Annotated in this window: 11 protein-coding genes; 6 read left to right on the top strand and 5 right to left on the bottom strand. The window is 45.4% G+C overall.

The annotated features are described in order from the left end of the window. Positions 1-43: 43 nt before the first annotated feature. Positions 44-1,234, top strand: a complete 1,191-nt coding sequence (locus HMPREF9447_RS26465) for a hypothetical protein (RefSeq protein ID WP_009132721.1) — start codon at positions 44-46, stop codon at positions 1,232-1,234. 15 nt (positions 1,235-1,249) lie between these two features. Here the strand turns inward: HMPREF9447_RS26465 and HMPREF9447_RS26460 are convergent, their stop codons facing one another. After that, positions 1,250-2,725 carry a glycoside hydrolase family 10 protein gene (locus tag HMPREF9447_RS26460; protein ID WP_009132720.1) on the bottom strand — a complete coding sequence of 492 codons (1,476 nt, stop codon included), beginning with the start codon at positions 2,723-2,725 and terminating at the stop codon, positions 1,250-1,252. Positions 2,726-2,871: 146 nt separating this feature from the next. Here HMPREF9447_RS26460 and HMPREF9447_RS26455 point away from each other — a divergent pair, with 146 nt between their 5' ends. The 3 genes from HMPREF9447_RS26455 to HMPREF9447_RS26445 are packed head-to-tail and all read left to right on the top strand — an operon-like array spanning position 2,872 to position 5,031. Further along, the gene (locus HMPREF9447_RS26455; protein WP_009132719.1) at positions 2,872-4,299 is read left to right on the top strand and encodes a carbon starvation CstA family protein; all 1,428 of its coding nucleotides are present in this window, start codon (positions 2,872-2,874) and stop codon (positions 4,297-4,299) included. Positions 4,300-4,302: 3 nt separating this feature from the next. Next, entirely contained in the window at positions 4,303-4,536 is a 234-nt protein-coding gene (locus HMPREF9447_RS26450) for a hypothetical protein (protein WP_009132718.1), read from the top strand. A gap of 9 nt (positions 4,537-4,545) precedes the next feature. After that, positions 4,546-5,031 carry an outer membrane beta-barrel protein gene (locus tag HMPREF9447_RS26445; RefSeq protein WP_009132717.1) on the top strand — a complete coding sequence of 162 codons (486 nt, stop codon included), beginning with the start codon at positions 4,546-4,548 and terminating at the stop codon, positions 5,029-5,031. A gap of 182 nt (positions 5,032-5,213) precedes the next feature. On the opposite strand, the gene uvrA is transcribed toward HMPREF9447_RS26445, so the two are convergent. Continuing rightward, positions 5,214-7,988 carry an excinuclease ABC subunit UvrA gene (gene uvrA, locus HMPREF9447_RS26440; protein WP_009132716.1) on the bottom strand — a complete coding sequence of 925 codons (2,775 nt, stop codon included), beginning with the start codon at positions 7,986-7,988 and terminating at the stop codon, positions 5,214-5,216. Between the two features lie 163 nt (positions 7,989-8,151). On the opposite strand from uvrA, the gene HMPREF9447_RS26435 reads away from it, so the two are divergent. Further along, positions 8,152-10,098 (top strand): sensor histidine kinase, encoded by a 1,947-nt coding sequence (locus HMPREF9447_RS26435; RefSeq protein ID WP_009132715.1) that lies wholly within the window; start codon positions 8,152-8,154, stop codon positions 10,096-10,098. Between the two features lie 19 nt (positions 10,099-10,117). Then, on the top strand, positions 10,118-11,623 hold the full coding sequence (locus HMPREF9447_RS26430) for a glycoside hydrolase family 10 protein (protein ID WP_009132714.1): 1,506 nt from the start codon (positions 10,118-10,120) through the stop codon (positions 11,621-11,623). Between the two features lie 66 nt (positions 11,624-11,689). On the opposite strand, the gene HMPREF9447_RS26425 is transcribed toward HMPREF9447_RS26430, so the two are convergent. The 3 genes from HMPREF9447_RS26425 to HMPREF9447_RS26415 form a co-directional block, all read right to left on the bottom strand. Further along, on the bottom strand, positions 11,690-12,238 hold the full coding sequence (locus HMPREF9447_RS26425; RefSeq protein ID WP_009132713.1) for a chromate transporter: 549 nt from the start codon (positions 12,236-12,238) through the stop codon (positions 11,690-11,692). A 76-nt stretch (positions 12,239-12,314) separates the two neighbouring features. After that, positions 12,315-12,851, bottom strand: a complete 537-nt coding sequence (locus HMPREF9447_RS26420; RefSeq protein ID WP_009132712.1) for a chromate transporter — start codon at positions 12,849-12,851, stop codon at positions 12,315-12,317. A gap of 6 nt (positions 12,852-12,857) precedes the next feature. Beyond that, positions 12,858-16,862, bottom strand: a complete 4,005-nt coding sequence (locus HMPREF9447_RS26415) for a hybrid sensor histidine kinase/response regulator transcription factor (RefSeq protein WP_009132711.1) — start codon at positions 16,860-16,862, stop codon at positions 12,858-12,860. Positions 16,863-17,026: the final 164 nt, after the last annotated feature.

Below are 17,026 nucleotides of genomic sequence, written 5' to 3'. Positions count from 1 at the left end.
TGTAAATTTGCACCCTCAAACCTAATTAAGAACAATATATTGTATGAAACTCTACGTATTTAACCCTGACACAGACATGGCAATGGCTAACAATGAGGAGAATTATATGGCTCCCGCTTCTGCTCGCCGCATGGCTCAGGATCTTGCTATATTACCTATCTGGTATGCTCAGCCCGGCAGTGCAGTGCTTGCCCCTTCAGCCTATAACGCTGATTTTCTGCAGAGGATGAAGAATGTGTTTTCGCTCTCTGTGCAGTTGGTTACCGAACCGGAGTTACCTGATTACGCAGATTCTCAGATTATGCCGTGGGGATGGAATCCGGCTTTTCGTAAGCGTATGCTGAAAGGCGGTATTGCAGTACGGAAGCTGCTGACGACGGATGATCTTAGTGAATATCGTGGGTTATCTTCCCGTGTCCACACCATATTCCTTTGTCTCATTTTCGATGTTCATAAAGTGGACTATGTTTGTGGAAAACACCGTCTGGTAGAAGGGAACGGAAAGGAGGTGTTTTCTGATGTGGTAGCTAAAGGCTTCGGTGGAAGTTATGTGTTTAAGTCGATATGGTCGGGTAGCGGAAAGGGATTGCGCTGGTGTCGCCGCGGACTTACTAAAGCTACCGCCGATTGGTGTAAACGTGAACTGAATGAACATGGGGCTATCATTGTAGAGCCTATATATGATAAGGTGGGGGATTTTGCTATGGAATTTTACTCTGACGGCCAGGGAAAGATACTTTTCACCGGTTATTCACGGTTCATTACCAACGAACAGGGGGCTTATCACGGCAATATCCTGATTTCGGATGTGGAGGTAGAGCAGTGGTTGCGGCAATATGTCCCTTTGCAGGCAGTGGTAAATATACGTGAGTGCTTACAGAAAGGTCTTGAGACTATTTATGGTGAATCGTACACAGGACCTTTGGGCGTGGATATGATGGTTTGCCGGCAGGAAGGCGAACATCCGTATGCCATCCATCCACATGTTGAGGTCAACGTGCGCATGACGATGGGGATTGTTGCGCATCAACTTTACAAAAATTTTGTTACTCCAGACAGTGAGGGCTTTTTTTCTATTGATTATTACTCTTCTAATGAAGCGCTACGGACACAGCATGAGCAGGATACAAAAGATTATCCTCTGATAGTGGAGAACGGTAGAGTGTCTTCCGGTTATCTGGCTTTGACGCCGATAACTCCTCAAAGCAGGTATAGAGCTTACATGCGGATATAGCCGGAACTTTAAGATTTATCTGCACGCTTCGCTCTCGTTGCCGCAACGGTCCACGGCAGTGACTGCAAAGTATTTCTTTGCAGTCCACAAACGAACGGGAGCATAAGTGTATTCCGTTCCTTGTACACGCTGAGCAATGATATTCTCCGGATTGGATGTATCTACCGGATGGGTATCCGAACCATAGATGACGTAAGTCGGTACATTGCGCTTATCATTATCCATGGAAGGCATCCAGCTCAGATGGATATATCCATCCGGTTGCCGGGCGACAATGAGATTAGTGGGAGTTGTTGGCGGCACATTGTCTATCCAGGGCATGGCGGGTTGCAGGGCAGGGGCGGTGTAGAAGTCCTCTTCTAAAGCGTCATACAATCCTTGCGTATTGTCCATCAGGTATTTCACACGATAGTGGGCTTGTCCTGCCAGTTTATGGGCACGGATAAAGTTCATCTGGCGTTCCACCTCGTCCAGCGTCCAGTTGCCTTCGCTGGAATCAAGGAAATAGATGCCCAGACCGGGAATGATTTGACGCCCGTTGCTCTGTTCCTGCCAGTCAAGGACGAAAGGATAAAAATGATTGCCACGAAAATAGAGCATTGGATATATCTGGTCCTGAATGCCTTCACCCAGCCAGCCTTGTGCATCTTGGTAAACGGTATGGAAAGCATTCCAACCGCGAGAGGGGTAACGGGAAGTATCACGATATTTGCCTACGGGACAGGTGCTTACTTTCACCCACGGCTTCAGGGCTTTCACACCTTTATAGAGATGGCGGACAATTTCGGTGATATTATCCCTGCGCCATTGGGCAAGGTCACGGCCTTTGCCATATTTGCGAAAATCGTAAGTGTCGGGAAAGCGCGGAGCATTCTCCGGATAGCGCAGGTAGTCGAAGTGAACACCATCCACATCGTAGTTCATCACTACTTCGCGAACGAGGTTCATCAGGTATTCTTTCGTTTCCGGGTGTCCGGGATTGAGGAAATATTCCCGTTTGTAAGGCACACAGATAGAGGATTTCTTTTGGGTTACGGATTCTTTACCCAAAGAAGTAACATGTTTGCGGTTACCCAGCGGAATAGCTACCATCCAGGCATGACATTCCATTCCACGCTTGTGGCATTCTTCCACAGCGAAAGTCAACGGGTCGTATCCGGGATCTCCACCGATCTTTCCGGTCAGGATGGAGTTGAAAGGCTCTATCTTTGAACGGTAGAGCACGTCACCGCGTGTACGTGTCTGAAACAGAACGGTATTGAAGTTGGCGGCTTTCAGTCGGTCCAGTATTTCGATAAGTTCTGCTTTCTGCTTCCGGATGCCTTCGGGGGTGGTGGCGCGGGAGCGGGGCCAGTCCAGTCCATAGACGGCAGTCACCCAGGCGGCACGTACCTCGTATTTGGGCGGATGGGCAGGTGTTTCGCCGCCGGATTGAGCAGCAAGAGGCAGGATAAATGTTATGAATAGTATAGTAAGTAATAGCTGTTTCATGATATGATGAATTTATATATCTGTCATTTACTTCTTTTTTTCTGTTATTTTTAGCGGCGAAGATAAGTAAAACACTTGAGAAAGTTGTGCAGTTTCCTTAGAAACTGTTACATTTGTGACCATTAAAATTAATCAATTGACACGCCATGATTACATTTACACTCTGCCTGCTGGCGTTGATAGCTGGCTATTTTCTTTACGGGCGTTTTGTCGAACGGATTTTCGGTCCGGACGATCGCAAGACACCTGCTCTGACTAAGGCTGACGGGGTGGACTATATTCCTCTGCCTACCTGGAAAATTTTCATGATACAATTTCTCAACATTGCCGGATTAGGACCTATCTTCGGTGCTATCATGGGAGCCAAATTTGGAACCGCATCTTATCTGTGGATTGTGCTCGGCAGTATCTTTGCCGGTGCTGTACACGATTATCTGGCGGGCATGCTCTCCCTGCGTAATGGTGGCGAAAGCCTGCCGGAGATTATAGGCCGTTATCTGGGAATGACTACCAAACAGGTGATGCGTGGTTTCACCGTGCTGCTGATGATATTGGTGGGAGCCGTTTTCGTAGCCGGTCCTGCCGGATTGTTGGCTAAGCTCACACCTGCCTATATGGACGCTACTTTTTGGATTATCGTAGTGTTCGTCTATTATATTCTTGCCACCCTGTTGCCTGTTGATAAGATTATCGGCAAGATATATCCGGTTTTTGCTGCCGCACTGCTGTTTATGGCTGTGGGCATATTGGTGATGCTCTATGTGAAGCATCCCGCCTTGCCGGAAATCTGGGATGGATTGCAGAACACGCATCCCGATGCTGCTGCACTTCCCATCTTTCCTATGATGTTTGTCAGTATTGCCTGTGGTGCTATCAGTGGTTTCCATGCCACGCAAAGCCCGCTGATGGCACGTTGTATGACAAGCGAACGCTACGGTCGCCCCGTGTTCTATGGCGCCATGATTACCGAAGGTATTGTTGCCCTGATATGGGCTGCCGCCGCCACTTACTTCTTTCATGAAAATGGAATGGGTGAGAATAACGCTGCTGTAGTGGTAGATGCCATCACCAAAAACTGGCTCGGAGTTGTGGGCGGTGTGCTTGCCATACTGGGTGTGATTGCAGCTCCCATCACCAGTGGTGACACTGCTTTTCGCTCCGCCCGTCTCATTGTGGCGGACTTTCTGGGGATGGAACAAAAATCTATGCGCCGCCGTTTATATATATGTATTCCGATGTTTCTCGTCGCTATCGGCCTGTTACTTTACAGTCTGCGCGACAAAGAGGGCTTTGACATGATTTGGCGCTACTTCGCATGGACTAACCAGACATTATCCGTCTTTACGCTTTGGGCGATAACGGTCTATCTGGTGCGTGAGAAGAAAGGACACTATTATTATGTGACCTATCTTCCGGCTATATTTATGACGGCTGTTTGTACAACATATATCTGTATAGCTCCCGAAGGCTTCGGGATGGGCTCTGGATTCGTTTCTAGTATTGCTATACTGTCTGCCTCGATAGCTGTAATCTGGTTCAATATTTGGTATTTCAAGACAACTAAAAAAAATTAGGTAATGAAGAAATTCAAGAAATCTACAAGCATCACGCTTGCCCTGCTTATTTATGTGAGTGCCACGGCAGCCTATTTCCTGCCTCGTAACACGGTCATCAGCGATACGGAGAAGTACGTCACGGTTGCGGCGTCCTACGTCATCGTATTTATTCTTTGGTTTGTGTTGCGCAAAAAGGAAGAGTTGCAGCGGAGACGTCGTGAAGAAGATGAAAAGTATAATAACACCAAAAACTAATAAGTAACAATGAAAAGATTAGCATTACTCGTATGTCTGCTCGTAGCCACAGTGGCTGCTCAGGCGCAGTTTGAAAAAGGAAAGTGGATTTTGAATCCTTCGATTTCAGGTTTAGGTCTGTCACACAATACGGATACGGACAAAACCTCTTTCGGCATTGAAGCCAAAGGCGGTGCGTTCCTGTTGGATAATGTAGCATTGCTGATACATGCAGGTGCTGCCTGGAACAATGGCGGTTCGGATACGGATATCTATACCCTTGGTGTAGGCGGTCGTTATTATTTCAGCAATATAGGTGTATATCTGGGTGCCGACGTCAATGTGGACCGTTGGGACTGGGGAACAAGCGACGACACCAAGTTCTCATTTGGAGCAGAAGCGGGCTATGCCTTCTTCCTGACGAAGACGGTGACGCTTGAGCCTGCAGTGTATTGGAATGTGAATGGCGACCGTTCGGTATTTGGGTTGAAAGTAGGCTTCGGCTTCTACTTCTAAAGCCGAAACACAGGCGCATTCGGTGCGAAAGCTAATGCGTTCCACCATAGAGAACTTTTCGTCCCTCCATAAGGAACCTTTCGTCCCTCCATAAGGGGACGCAAAGTTCCTTATGGAGGGACGAATTAGTTTTCGCTACTTAATTCCTTAGGCGCTTAACTCAAGTTGTCTATCTGTTATACTTATCTGGGTAACTTTTCTTGTAGAAATTGTCCCGTATAGCTTGCCGCGCATTTCGCCACTTCTTCCGGTGTGCCTGCTGCAACAAGATTTCCACCTTTGTCGCCACCTTCCGGACCGAGATCTATCACATAGTCGGCACATTTAATGACGTCCATGTTATGCTCGATGATAACGATGGAGTGCCCGCGAAGTATCAGGGCATCAAATGCTTCCAGCAGTTTGCGTATGTCGTGGAAGTGCAATCCCGTGGTTGGTTCGTCGAAGATGAACATGGTAGGGTCCGCCTTTTCCTGACTGAGATAGTAAGCCAGCTTCACGCGTTGGTTTTCACCACCGGAAAGGGTGGAGGAGGACTGTCCCAGTTTGATATAGCCCAATCCCACATCCTGTAGTGGAGCGAGCTTTTTCACGATTTTCTTCTGTCCGTGCTTGGTGAAGAACTCCACAGCCTGGTTGACGGTCATTTCCAGCACATCATATATGTTGACGTCGTGGAACTTCACTTCCAGCGTATCGGCTTTGAAGCGTTTGCCGTGACATGTCTCACATTCCAGTACAAGATCGGCCATGAACTGCATCTCTACGGTGATGGTTCCATCTCCCTTACACTCTTCGCAACGTCCACCCTCACTGTTGAATGAGAAATGCCCGGCGCTGTAACCCATCTGTTTGGCAAGCGGTTGCTCTGCCCACAGTTTGCGGATTTCGTCGTAAGCTTTAAGGTAAGTCACCGGGTTTGAACGGCTGGATTTACCGATAGGGTTCTGGTCTACGAATTCCACATTTCGCAGATTTTGAAGATCGCCACCGATAGAGGCGAATTCGCCTGGGCGCTCACTACATTCATCCAGTTCGCGCTTCAGGGCACGGAAAAAGATGTCGCGTACCAACGTACTTTTTCCTGAACCACTGACACCGGTCACCACGGTCATCACGTTCAGTGGAAAACGTACATTTACACCTTTCAGATTGTTCTCTCGTGCTCCGGTCAGTTCAATATAGTTGTTCCACGGGCGGCGATGCTCCGGAACGGGAATCTCTTCCTCGCCCAGCAGATAGCGGACGGTGTAACTGTCACTACCCGGTTGCAAATCCTTCATGTCTCCCTGGTAAACCACTTGTCCACCCAGGCGTCCGGCTTTCGGACCGATATCTATAATGTAATCCGCTGCACGGATAATCTCTTCATCATGCTCCACGATGACCACCGTATTGCCCAGTTGCTGTAATTGGCGCAGCACATGTATCAGTTTGTCGGTATCACGGCTATGTAGTCCGATACTCGGCTCATCGAGAATATAAAGCGAACCTACCAGGCTGCTACCCAATGATGTGGCAAGATTGATGCGCTGGCTCTCACCACCCGAAAGCGAATTGCTGAGGCGGTTCAGCGTCAGGTATCCTAAACCTACGTCGAGCAGGAAGCGGATGCGGCTATTGATTTCCGTCAGAATGCGGGTGGCAACTTCCGTATCATGTTTATCCAGTTTCAGGTTATCGAAGAAGGTCTTCAATTCTGTAATGGGCAGGTCCACAAGCTCGGAAATGTTACGTCCACCCACCCGTACATAACCGGCTTCAGGTTTCAGACGAGTGCCGTGGCACTTTGGACAAAGTGTTTTGCCACGGTAACGAGCCAGCATCACGCGGTATTGTATCTTGTACTGATTTTCTTGTACCATCTTAAAGAAGGCATTGATTCCCTGAAAGTAAGGGGTGCCTTCCCATAACATCCGGCGTTGTTCGTCCGTCAACTCGAAATAGGGAGTGAAGATAGGGAGTCCCGCTTTCTCGGCGCCACGTATCACCATGTCTTTCCATTCACCCATCACCTCGCCACGCCAGCACACCACGGCGCCGTCATAGACAGATAGCGAACGGTTGGGCACCACCAAGTGCTCGTCGATGCCGATAACCTTACCGAAACCTTCGCACTCAGGGCAGGCTCCGATGGGGGAGTTGAAAGAGAACATCTGGTCGTTCGGTTCTTCAAAAGTGATCCCATCGGCTTCGAACTTCGTGCTGAAACGGTAGAGGCTGGTCGTTCCATCGGTCTGATAGAAGCGCAGCAGACAGGCACCGTCCCCCTCGTACATAGCTGTTTCGGCAGAATCTGTCAGACGACTGATTGCATCTTTCTCTTTAGATGCCACCATACGGTCTATCAGTAGGAAAACCATATCGTTTTCTTTCGGCTGGTATTCGTCGATACGTACCATCTCGCCGTTCACTTCGAGGCGGTTGAAACCCTGTTTCATATCAATGTCCAGTTGTTGCTTCATCGTGCGTCCTTCGCGCAGCAATATCGGAGCCAGCACAGTATATCTTGTTCCTTCCGGATAGCTCAACATACAGTTTACAATATCCTCGGTGGAATGTTTTTTTACTTCTTCTCCGCTTACGGGACTGAATGTTCGTCCGATGCGGGCATACAGCAAACGCAGGTATTCGTAGATCTCAGTAGAGGTACCGACTGTGGAACGCGGATTGCGGCTGCTCACCTTCTGCTCAATAGCGATGGCAGGCGGAATTCCCTTTATAAAGTCACATTCCGGCTTACTCATACGTCCCAGGAACTGACGGGCATAACTGCTGAGGCTTTCTACATAGCGGCGTTGACCCTCGGCATACAGCGTGTCGAACGCCAGGGATGATTTGCCCGAGCCGGATAGTCCGGTGATGACGACAAGCCTGTTACGGGGAATTTCTACGTCTATATTTTTCAGGTTATTGACGCGTGCGCCTTTGATAAGTATGGAGTTGTTTTTTGTCATAATCAGAGTCACTAAAGTGAATTACAAGCTACAAAGATAATCACTGTCGTTCAAATATGTACAATGATTGGCAGGTTAAGATTTGTTATACTTTTAAATAGTTACTGATATACAAGCAGGAAAAGCATTATTTTTATGCGATTTTTTTAAAACAAATATCCTTATGCGATACCCCCGATTATGCTTCTATGCAACTTTGGTATGCTTGTTCTGTTGTTTCGAGACAATCATCGGACAAGAGACCATTGATTTGAAGTCATTTGCCGACAGTGCACGAAAAGCTGCTGGCAAACCGGATTTTCTTCCTTTGGGCACGCGTTTTCTGGAATTGGCGAAAGAACAGAAAGACACGACACAGATTGCTGATGCTTATGCTTGTATTGCGAGCCACTATTATGATTTGGGCAATATTGACAGCTTGCGTCTGATTACCTACGAATACATGGACTGGGCAGACCGTTGCCACCGCAATACCGATCGCTATCAGGCATGGCGGCAGTATATTCAGCGGATGACGGAGAAAGGTATGCAGGAGGAGGCAATGCGGGAAACGGAATTGCTGTCCAAGGATGCCGAGAAACGGAAAGATAAATATGGTATGGCATCCGGTGAAATGTGTATAGGTTATAATCACCGTATATTCGGCCAGAATGTAAAACTTTGTCTGGAATACTATGATAGTGCTTTGAAACACTTTGAGGAGGGTAAATACTATCGTGATGCTTACGTTGTCTCTCTTAATATCATTCAAACCTATTTGGCGCGTCAGGCTTATGCTGATGCCATTCCTTATCTGGATAGGCTGGAACAATTGAAGAAAACCACCGAAAATAAAAATTACGGGATAGGAGCGGCTTTGCATATGCGTTATTATCAGTTTCGTGTCATTGGCGCTTTAGGAACAAAAGGCAAAGCAGCCGCAGAATCTTATGTGAAAGAAGCTGATACTTATTACCGTAAGCATAAAGAAGATATTTCTCCTGAGAGTTGGTTTGGTTACAAACTTATGTGTAGCCAGATACTAGGAGATATACGTACTGCTGTATCCTACATGGATTCGCTGATTGATTATCAGAACTCACTGGGAAATTATTATCCAGGCAATTATCGTCAGAAAGCCATTATGCTGGAACAGATTGGAAATTATAAGGAAGCTTGCCGTGCCTTTGCTGAGTATGGCCAGCTGAATGATTCTGTCCGTACAGCAGAAATGGATGAGCAATTGAACAAATATACCGCTCAGTTTGAGGTAGACCGTCTGAAGATGGAAAAACTGGAACTGAGTGATAAGATGAATCGCGAACGCCTGGTGCTTGTATTTACAGCAAGTTGCGTAATTTTGATACTGCTTTTACTGGTCACTTATCTTTATGTTCGCACCCTTTCCATGAATCGGAAATTGGATGCTGCCCGTAAGGAAATACAGAAGATGAGCCGTATCAAGAGTTCGTTCATTCAACACGTCACTCACGAATTGCGTACTCCGCTTAATTCTGTGGTAGGTTTCTCTGCTCTACTTGCCGAAGAAGGGTTGAATGTTGAAGAAGCCCGTGAATATTCCGAACAGGTGGAGAGAAACAGTGCGTATCTGCTGGGTTTGATAGATAATATCATTGATATAGCCGATATGGATTCGCAGACAGCGGATATGCCTAAAGAAGCGGTTGATGTCAATGCTTGTTGTCTTGAATGTGTGGATACATTCGGTGGCAAACAGAAAGAAGGGGTGGAAATGCAGTGGATACCATCTCCGGAAGCTCCTGTGGTTCTGACTGTTCGTGCCTGGATGAAGCGTGTGCTTTCTCTTTTGCTGGACAATGCTGTGAAGTTTACAGAAAAAGGTGTCATCAGTTTGCGGTGTGAGGAAGACAAAGCCCATAACCTTGTGCGCCTTATTTTAGAAGATACAGGTATCGGTATCGATTCGCAATATAGAGATACTGTGTTCGAACGCTTCTTTAAAGTGGATACCTTTACCCCTGGTACTGGTCTGGGACTTTCCATCGCCCGTCAGGTAATGGATATTGTGAACGGAAAAATTTATCTGGATGCTGCCTATACCAAAGGTACCCGTGTCATTGTAGAATGGCCTATCAATAGCAATCACTAAAAATAATTAGACTTTAAGAATGAAACTGAGAACCTTTTTATGCGTATGTGCCTTGCTCCTTTCTTTGGGAGTTGCGGCGCAATCACAATCTGAGAGATATCCTAAACGTGAATTTCGTGCGGCATGGATACAAGCCGTTAACGGACAGTTCCGCGGAGTTCCTACCGAAAAGCTGAAGCAAACTCTGATAAATCAGTTGAACTCCTTGCAAGAAGCTGGTATCAACGCCATTATTTTTCAGGTGCGCCCCGAAGCAGACGCATTGTACGCTTCGCAATATGAACCGTGGAGTCGTTTTCTGACAGGTGTGCAAGGCGAGGCTCCGAAGCCTTACTGGGATCCGATGCAATTTATGATTGAAGAATGTCATAAACGGTGTATGGAGTTTCATGCCTGGATTAATCCTTATCGTGTGAAGACTTCTTTGAAAAACGAACTTTCTCCTATTCATATCTATAGGAAGCATCCCGAATGGTTTGTAACTTATGGCGATCAGCTCTATTTCGATCCGGCATTGCCCGAAAGTCGCAATCATATCTGCAAGGTGGTGACTGATATTGTATCCCGTTATGATGTGGATGCTATTCACATGGATGATTATTTTTACCCCTATCCTAAACCGGGAGTCGACTTTCCGGACGATGCCAGTTTTGCCCGTTATGGCGGTGGTTTCTCCAATAAAGCAGACTGGCGGCGCAGTAATGTCAATGTATTGATAAAGAAAATACACGAGACGGTGCGTGAACTGAAGCCATGGGTTAAATTCGGTGTTTCTCCATTCGGCATCTATCGCAATGAGAAAAGTGATCCGCTAGGTAGCAAAACCAATGGATTGCAGAACTATGACGACCTTTATGCCGACGTACTCCTTTGGGCTCGTGAAGGCTGGATAGACTATAACATTCCGCAAATATATTGGCATATTGGCCATCCGGCAGCTGATTATGAGACATTGGTGAAGTGGTGGGCGAAGAATACGGAGAATCGTCCTTTGTTCATCGGGCAATCTGTTATGAATACGGTGCAGAATGCTGATCCACAGAATCCATCCATAAATCAATTACCCCGCAAGATGGCGTTGCAGCGTGCTTATCAGACGATTGGCGGAAGCTGCCAGTGGCCTGCCAGCGCTGTGGTGGAGAATGCCGGGAAGTATCGTGACGCTCTGATTGCTGAATATCATAAGTATCCTGCTCTACCGCCTGTATTCGAATTCATGGATAATGAGGCACCGTCCAAAGTGCGTAAGGTGAAACCTGTGTGGACAGCCGATGGGTACATCCTGTTCTGGACAGAGCCGAAGTATAAGGATGAAATGAATCGTGCCGTACAATATGTAGTCTACCGTTTCGATGCTAAAGAGAAAGTGGACATCAGTAATCCTGCTCATATCATAGCCATTACGCGGGATAACTTCTATAAGTTGCCATATGAGGATGGCAAGACTAAATACCGTTATGTGGTGACGGCACTCGACCGACTGCATAATGAATCAAAAACAGTGGCTAAAAAGGTGAAATTATAAGGAAGATATATCAAAGTGTTGCTTTATCCGGGCGAATAAACATTTGCTCGAATAAAGCACACTCTTTTAATACAGTATCAGTCCTGCTATTCCACAGGCTATAATCATCACAATCGGATTGACTTTATACTTTCTGGTTCCCACAAAAGCCACCAGGAAGATGATGCAACTGATAATAAATGCGTACATATCTTCCTTAGGCGAACTGAAGTTTTCTGTATTCATCAGTACTAGTGCCGCTGACGCCAAAAGCCCTACCACAGCCGGACGCAGTCCGCTGAATACTGCCTCTACTGCGGGATGTTTCTGGTATTTTAGAAAGAATTTACTGATAGCCAGCATCAATATGAACGAAGGAAATACTACAGCAACCGTAGCAATAATGGAACCCCACACATTTCCCGTAGCCGTGAAGCCTACATATGTTGCCGAATTGATTCCGATAGGTCCCGGTGTCATCTGGCTGATAGCCACAATATCCGTAAACTCCTGAGGCGACAGCCATCCGTAGCGGGTGACTACTTCACCCTGTATCATTGAAAGCATGGCGTATCCACCGCCAAAACCAAACAGTCCTATTTTGAAGAAGGTATAAAACAACTGGAAATAAAGCATGGAAACAGTTATTAGTTATTAATTATTAGTTGTTGATGCGCAGCCAATTTTTAATTTTCAATTCTCAATTTTTAATTTACGAACGGCGTAGCCTTCCGTAAAAGTATCCTCCCACTCCGGCAATGATGATGACCCAGATAGGAGAGAAGCCGAACAACCAGATAATCAGGGCAGATACCACAGGTATCCAGATGTTGTAGCGGCTAATCTTAGCAGATTTCGCCATGCTGAATGTAGGAGCTGCTATAAGTGCGACTACTGCCGGACGAATCCCTTTGAAGATACGTTCTACAATCACATTATCCTTGAAGTTATGGAAGAACATCGCTATGGCAAGTATAATGAAGAAAGAAGGCAGAATTGTGCCTAAAGTAGTGACTAAACTTCCACGAAAGCCCCGTAACTTATATCCGATAAAAATGGAAATATTAACCGCAAGGATACCGGGCGTTGATTGGGAAATAGCGAGTAAATCAATAAAGTCGTCTTTGGCAATCCATTTCCGTTTATCTACAATTTCTTCCTCTATCAGTGGTACCATCGCGTAACCGCCTCCGATAGTGAAAACTCCTATTTTGGAAAAGAGGCCGAACGCCTCAAGGTAAATATTCATGTTCTCTTATTTATCATCATTATTATCTTCTTTTTGTTTCGCATATTGGCTCGGACTGACATTGAAATGTTTCTTGAATACTTCACGGAAGTACTTCGCATCGCTGAATCCTGTCATTTCTGCAACTTCTGTTATGCTGTGCTGTTGCTCTTTCAGTAACTGTGCTGCACGTTTCAGACGAATCAGTCGGATATAATCCGCCGGGGCCTGGTCGGTCAGAGCTTTTATTTTATTATAGAAACTGGTGCGACTCATATTCAGCAGGGCACAGAGCATTTCTACATTGAGGGCGGCATTATCTATATTCTCCTCTACATTCTTCTTGACGGAAGATATGAATTTCCAGTCAAGATCGGTGGAGCAGTTGAGACAAGTAGCGTCATCTTCTTCATCTTCCAGATTGGCATATTTGTGCCGTAGCAAGGAACGGTTGGTGAGTATGTTGGCAATTGTAGCACGAAGAATACCTATATTGAAAGGTTTCACTATATACTCGTCCGCTCCGGTCTTCAGCCCTTCAATGATGTTCCGGTCATTATTCAGTGCCGTAAGTAATATGATAGGAATATGTGACGTTTCAATATCATTCTTTAATATATGACACAATTCATCTCCACGCATTTCGGGCATCATAATATCCGAAATAATCATGTCGGGCATATATTCTTTGACTATATCAAGCGCCGGTTTACCATCATTGCATACTTGTATATTATAGCTGTCCGATAATGTATTACGCAGATATTCCCTCAACTCATCATTGTCTTCAACGATGAGAATTTTCGGAAGGTCGCCATTCTGTTGCTGCTGTTGGGCACTTTCGTAAACGGTGCTGGGCGGAATATTCTTAGGCACTCCCGATTCTGCATAAACCACCTTTTCACTTCCCGGCTTCGGAGTGTGAATCGCTTTGCGATAATGCTTCTCTCCCTTAGGGAATGTAACCTTGATACAAGAACCCTTACCTTCGGTACTACTGAAGTTTATCTTTCCCTTGTGCATATGGACAAGTTTCCATACCAATAACAACCCGATGCCGCTACCTGTGACTTTTGAATTAATGGCATTGCTGCCCCGGAAATGTATTTTGAAGAGCTTCTTTTGTTCGGAAGCCGGAATACCGATACCCGTATCTTTTACTTCCACGCTCCAGCTATCTTCTGTTTCGGCGGTAAAAATATGTACGCTACCACCCTCCGGAGTATATTTCAGGGCATTGGATATCAGATTCTTCAGAATAGAGTCCATCTTGTCCTTGTCGAGCCAGATATTCATGTATCGGAAGTTACTTTCGTAAGTCAGGCTCACCCGCTTCACATCAGCGTATGCCCGGAAAGCATTTATCATTTCCTCCATATACGTACTCAATTCGTACTCTGATACATATAACGAACCGGAATATGTGTCCGCCCGTTCAAAGTTAATCAGATTGGTGGTCAATCTCAGCAAGGCATTCACATTGCGTATGGCGGTATTCATATTGCTGCGTCCGTCCGGAGTCAGGTTCTCCTTTTCATAAAGCTCTTCCAGGGGCGCTTTTATCAGTGTCAGCGGAGTGCGGATATCATGCGCTGTATTGATAAAGAAGCGTATCTTTTCATCCGAAGCTTTTCGCTGTTTACGTAAGATGATGACGCGCAATGCGATAATGGCAATTGCTGCAACGACCGCCGCATAAAATAGCAATGCCCACAGACTGAGCCAGATGGGTTGCTCTATTACGATATCCATACTACGTTCTTCGAGAACAACCCGACGGTCTTCACTGGAGATGGTACGCACTCGTAATGTATATTTCCCGGGATTCAGATTGGTGAACCGAATCAGGCAATCCTTTTCCGGGCGGCTCCATCCGTCATAGAAACCATCCAGTTTCCATGAATACAGGAGCAGCGACGGGTAATCGTAATTGATAGAAGATACTTTTAGAGAAAATATATTTTGGTTATATTTCAGTTTCAGCGTTTTTGTTTCATCTATATCCATTTCCAGTGGTGAACTCTCATCTCCCGGATAAACAGTCTGATAGAATACCCGCAAGTCACTGAATACCATCTGATACTTATAATTGCGCGGAATCATCATATCTTTATCAAATTCTATCGCCCCGTCCGTACTTCCGAGGATGAAATCTCCATTCTTACGAAGTGTACCTGATGTTGAGTTGAAGTGGTCACTCTTTAAACCCTGTTCTTTGGTCCAGTTATGGAATACCTTTGCTGTCGGATAGTAACTGGTCAGACTGTTTTCGGTACTTAGCAGAATGTTTTTATCTCCGTCCGAAAGAATAGTATATATGTTATTGGAAATAAGGGCGCAATTGTCCTTATGGAAATGCTCGAATGATTTCTTTTTATGGTTATAGATAAGTAGTCCGGAGTTGCTGGTTCCTATATACAACAGACCGTCTTTATCTTGATAAAGTGCATTGATGTAGAAAGATTCTATCGGCATCGCTATATATTGATACTTACCGGTTTCCTTATCCAGTAGATTTAAACCTGTGGCAGTGCCTATCCACATGTGTTGTTCGTCCTTTTCTTTGATATCCGTGATGCCATTCAAACCGGGATATAGGCGTATTTCTTTAGTCTGGAAATTGATTTGTTTTAAGTTGTAATAACCACCCGACCAGATACTACCATCGGATGATTTCATTATGGAACGTATATATTTGTCGGGCCGGATATCAGACCCACTGAAAGTGGCGGGAGTGAAAAACTCAGCCTTCATCCGATTTTTGTCTATCTGGTAAATACCGGAACTATATCCGCCTGCCCAAATGATGCCCGGTGAAATTTCGCACAAAGAAATGAACACATGATTCTTTGTCAGGCTGGTATTGTCGAATACACTGAGGAATGAGTGCCACTGTTGGTTTTTTGTAACATAGAGACTAATACCGTTGTTAGTGGCAAACCACAAGTCACCATCATAGTCTTCAACAATGGCATTCACTTGGTCATTAATGAGCGATTGCTTGTTACCAACAGAATGTTTAATCCATTGGTAACTGGTATATTGATTGTTGCGTACCGTGATGCCGATGGGATAGTTTGCCATCCAGATACGGTCGCCATCTACATAGAAATCATAAATACTATTGCCGTTCATGGCATTATAACTGTTATAATCGGCCACAATATAAGGCTCACATTTGTAAGTTTCTACATTCATCTTATATACACCGGCACCGTCTGTAGCTATCAATATTTCCTTGTCATTGAAGGCTTTGATACGGGTGATGCTGACATCTTCCAGGCCGGCATTGAGCTTGATGGTCTGATGGAGGTTCATGTCATACGCATAGACACCTCTCTGAAAGGTTCCTACAAAAAGTTTGCGACTCTCTTTGTGAAAGTATAATTCATTGACCTGCATCTTCAGGTTATCCAGCTTTTCACAAGGAGAAAGGCTGAGGATATTATCTTTTAATTCAGCATGATGTATACCGTCGTCCGTACCGATGAAATAGTGTTCGGGGTCAATCTGTTCGATGTCCGTAATGCTTTCACCAATCTGGTTCTTGATGACGGTGGTCTTTCCGCTTTGGGTATCATATAGGTACAATGCCTCTTCATAGCACAACCATACTACGTTGTTGGTGTCAATGAAACCATAGCTTACGGGAGAAGGATTCCCTTTCACCACTTCGTCCGGCAACTTGTATACGAACTGGAAGCGGTCGTGTTTGCTATCATAACGGAACACTCTTCCTTTTTTACCTATTTCCCACAGAGTTCCGTCCACACCTACGTAAAGCCAACTCAGATTTAACATTGAGTTTACTTCTATATCGCTGTCTATCAGCCGATATTGCTTGAAGTCTTTTCCGTCATAGCGGTCGATGCCGTTATGCGTAAGAAACCACATGTAACCTTTCGGACCTTTCTGGATGGCATATACCCTGCGATTGCTCAAACCATCTTCTACGCCAAGATATTTGTATGTTTGGGCGATACAGAGGGAAGATATATATATGAATAAAAAGGAAAGAACAAATTTTCTCATAACAGTTACGGTCGTTTGTTATTGGGGGCATTTGTGAAATTAACGCAAAATTATGCATTTTGTTTGATAAAAGCAAAATGAAAGCAGAATAATAATGGTCTATTTCTCTGATAGTTTGCACGAAAAAAGGCGCAAGTTGTAAAATGTAACCTGCGCCTTTGCTT

The sequence above is a fragment of the Bacteroides oleiciplenus YIT 12058 genome (assembly GCF_000315485.1).
Lineage (GTDB): Bacteria > Bacteroidota > Bacteroidia > Bacteroidales > Bacteroidaceae > Bacteroides > Bacteroides oleiciplenus.
The sequence above is the reverse complement of the archived record's forward strand: the minus strand, read 5'-3'. Positions and strand labels throughout refer to the sequence as shown.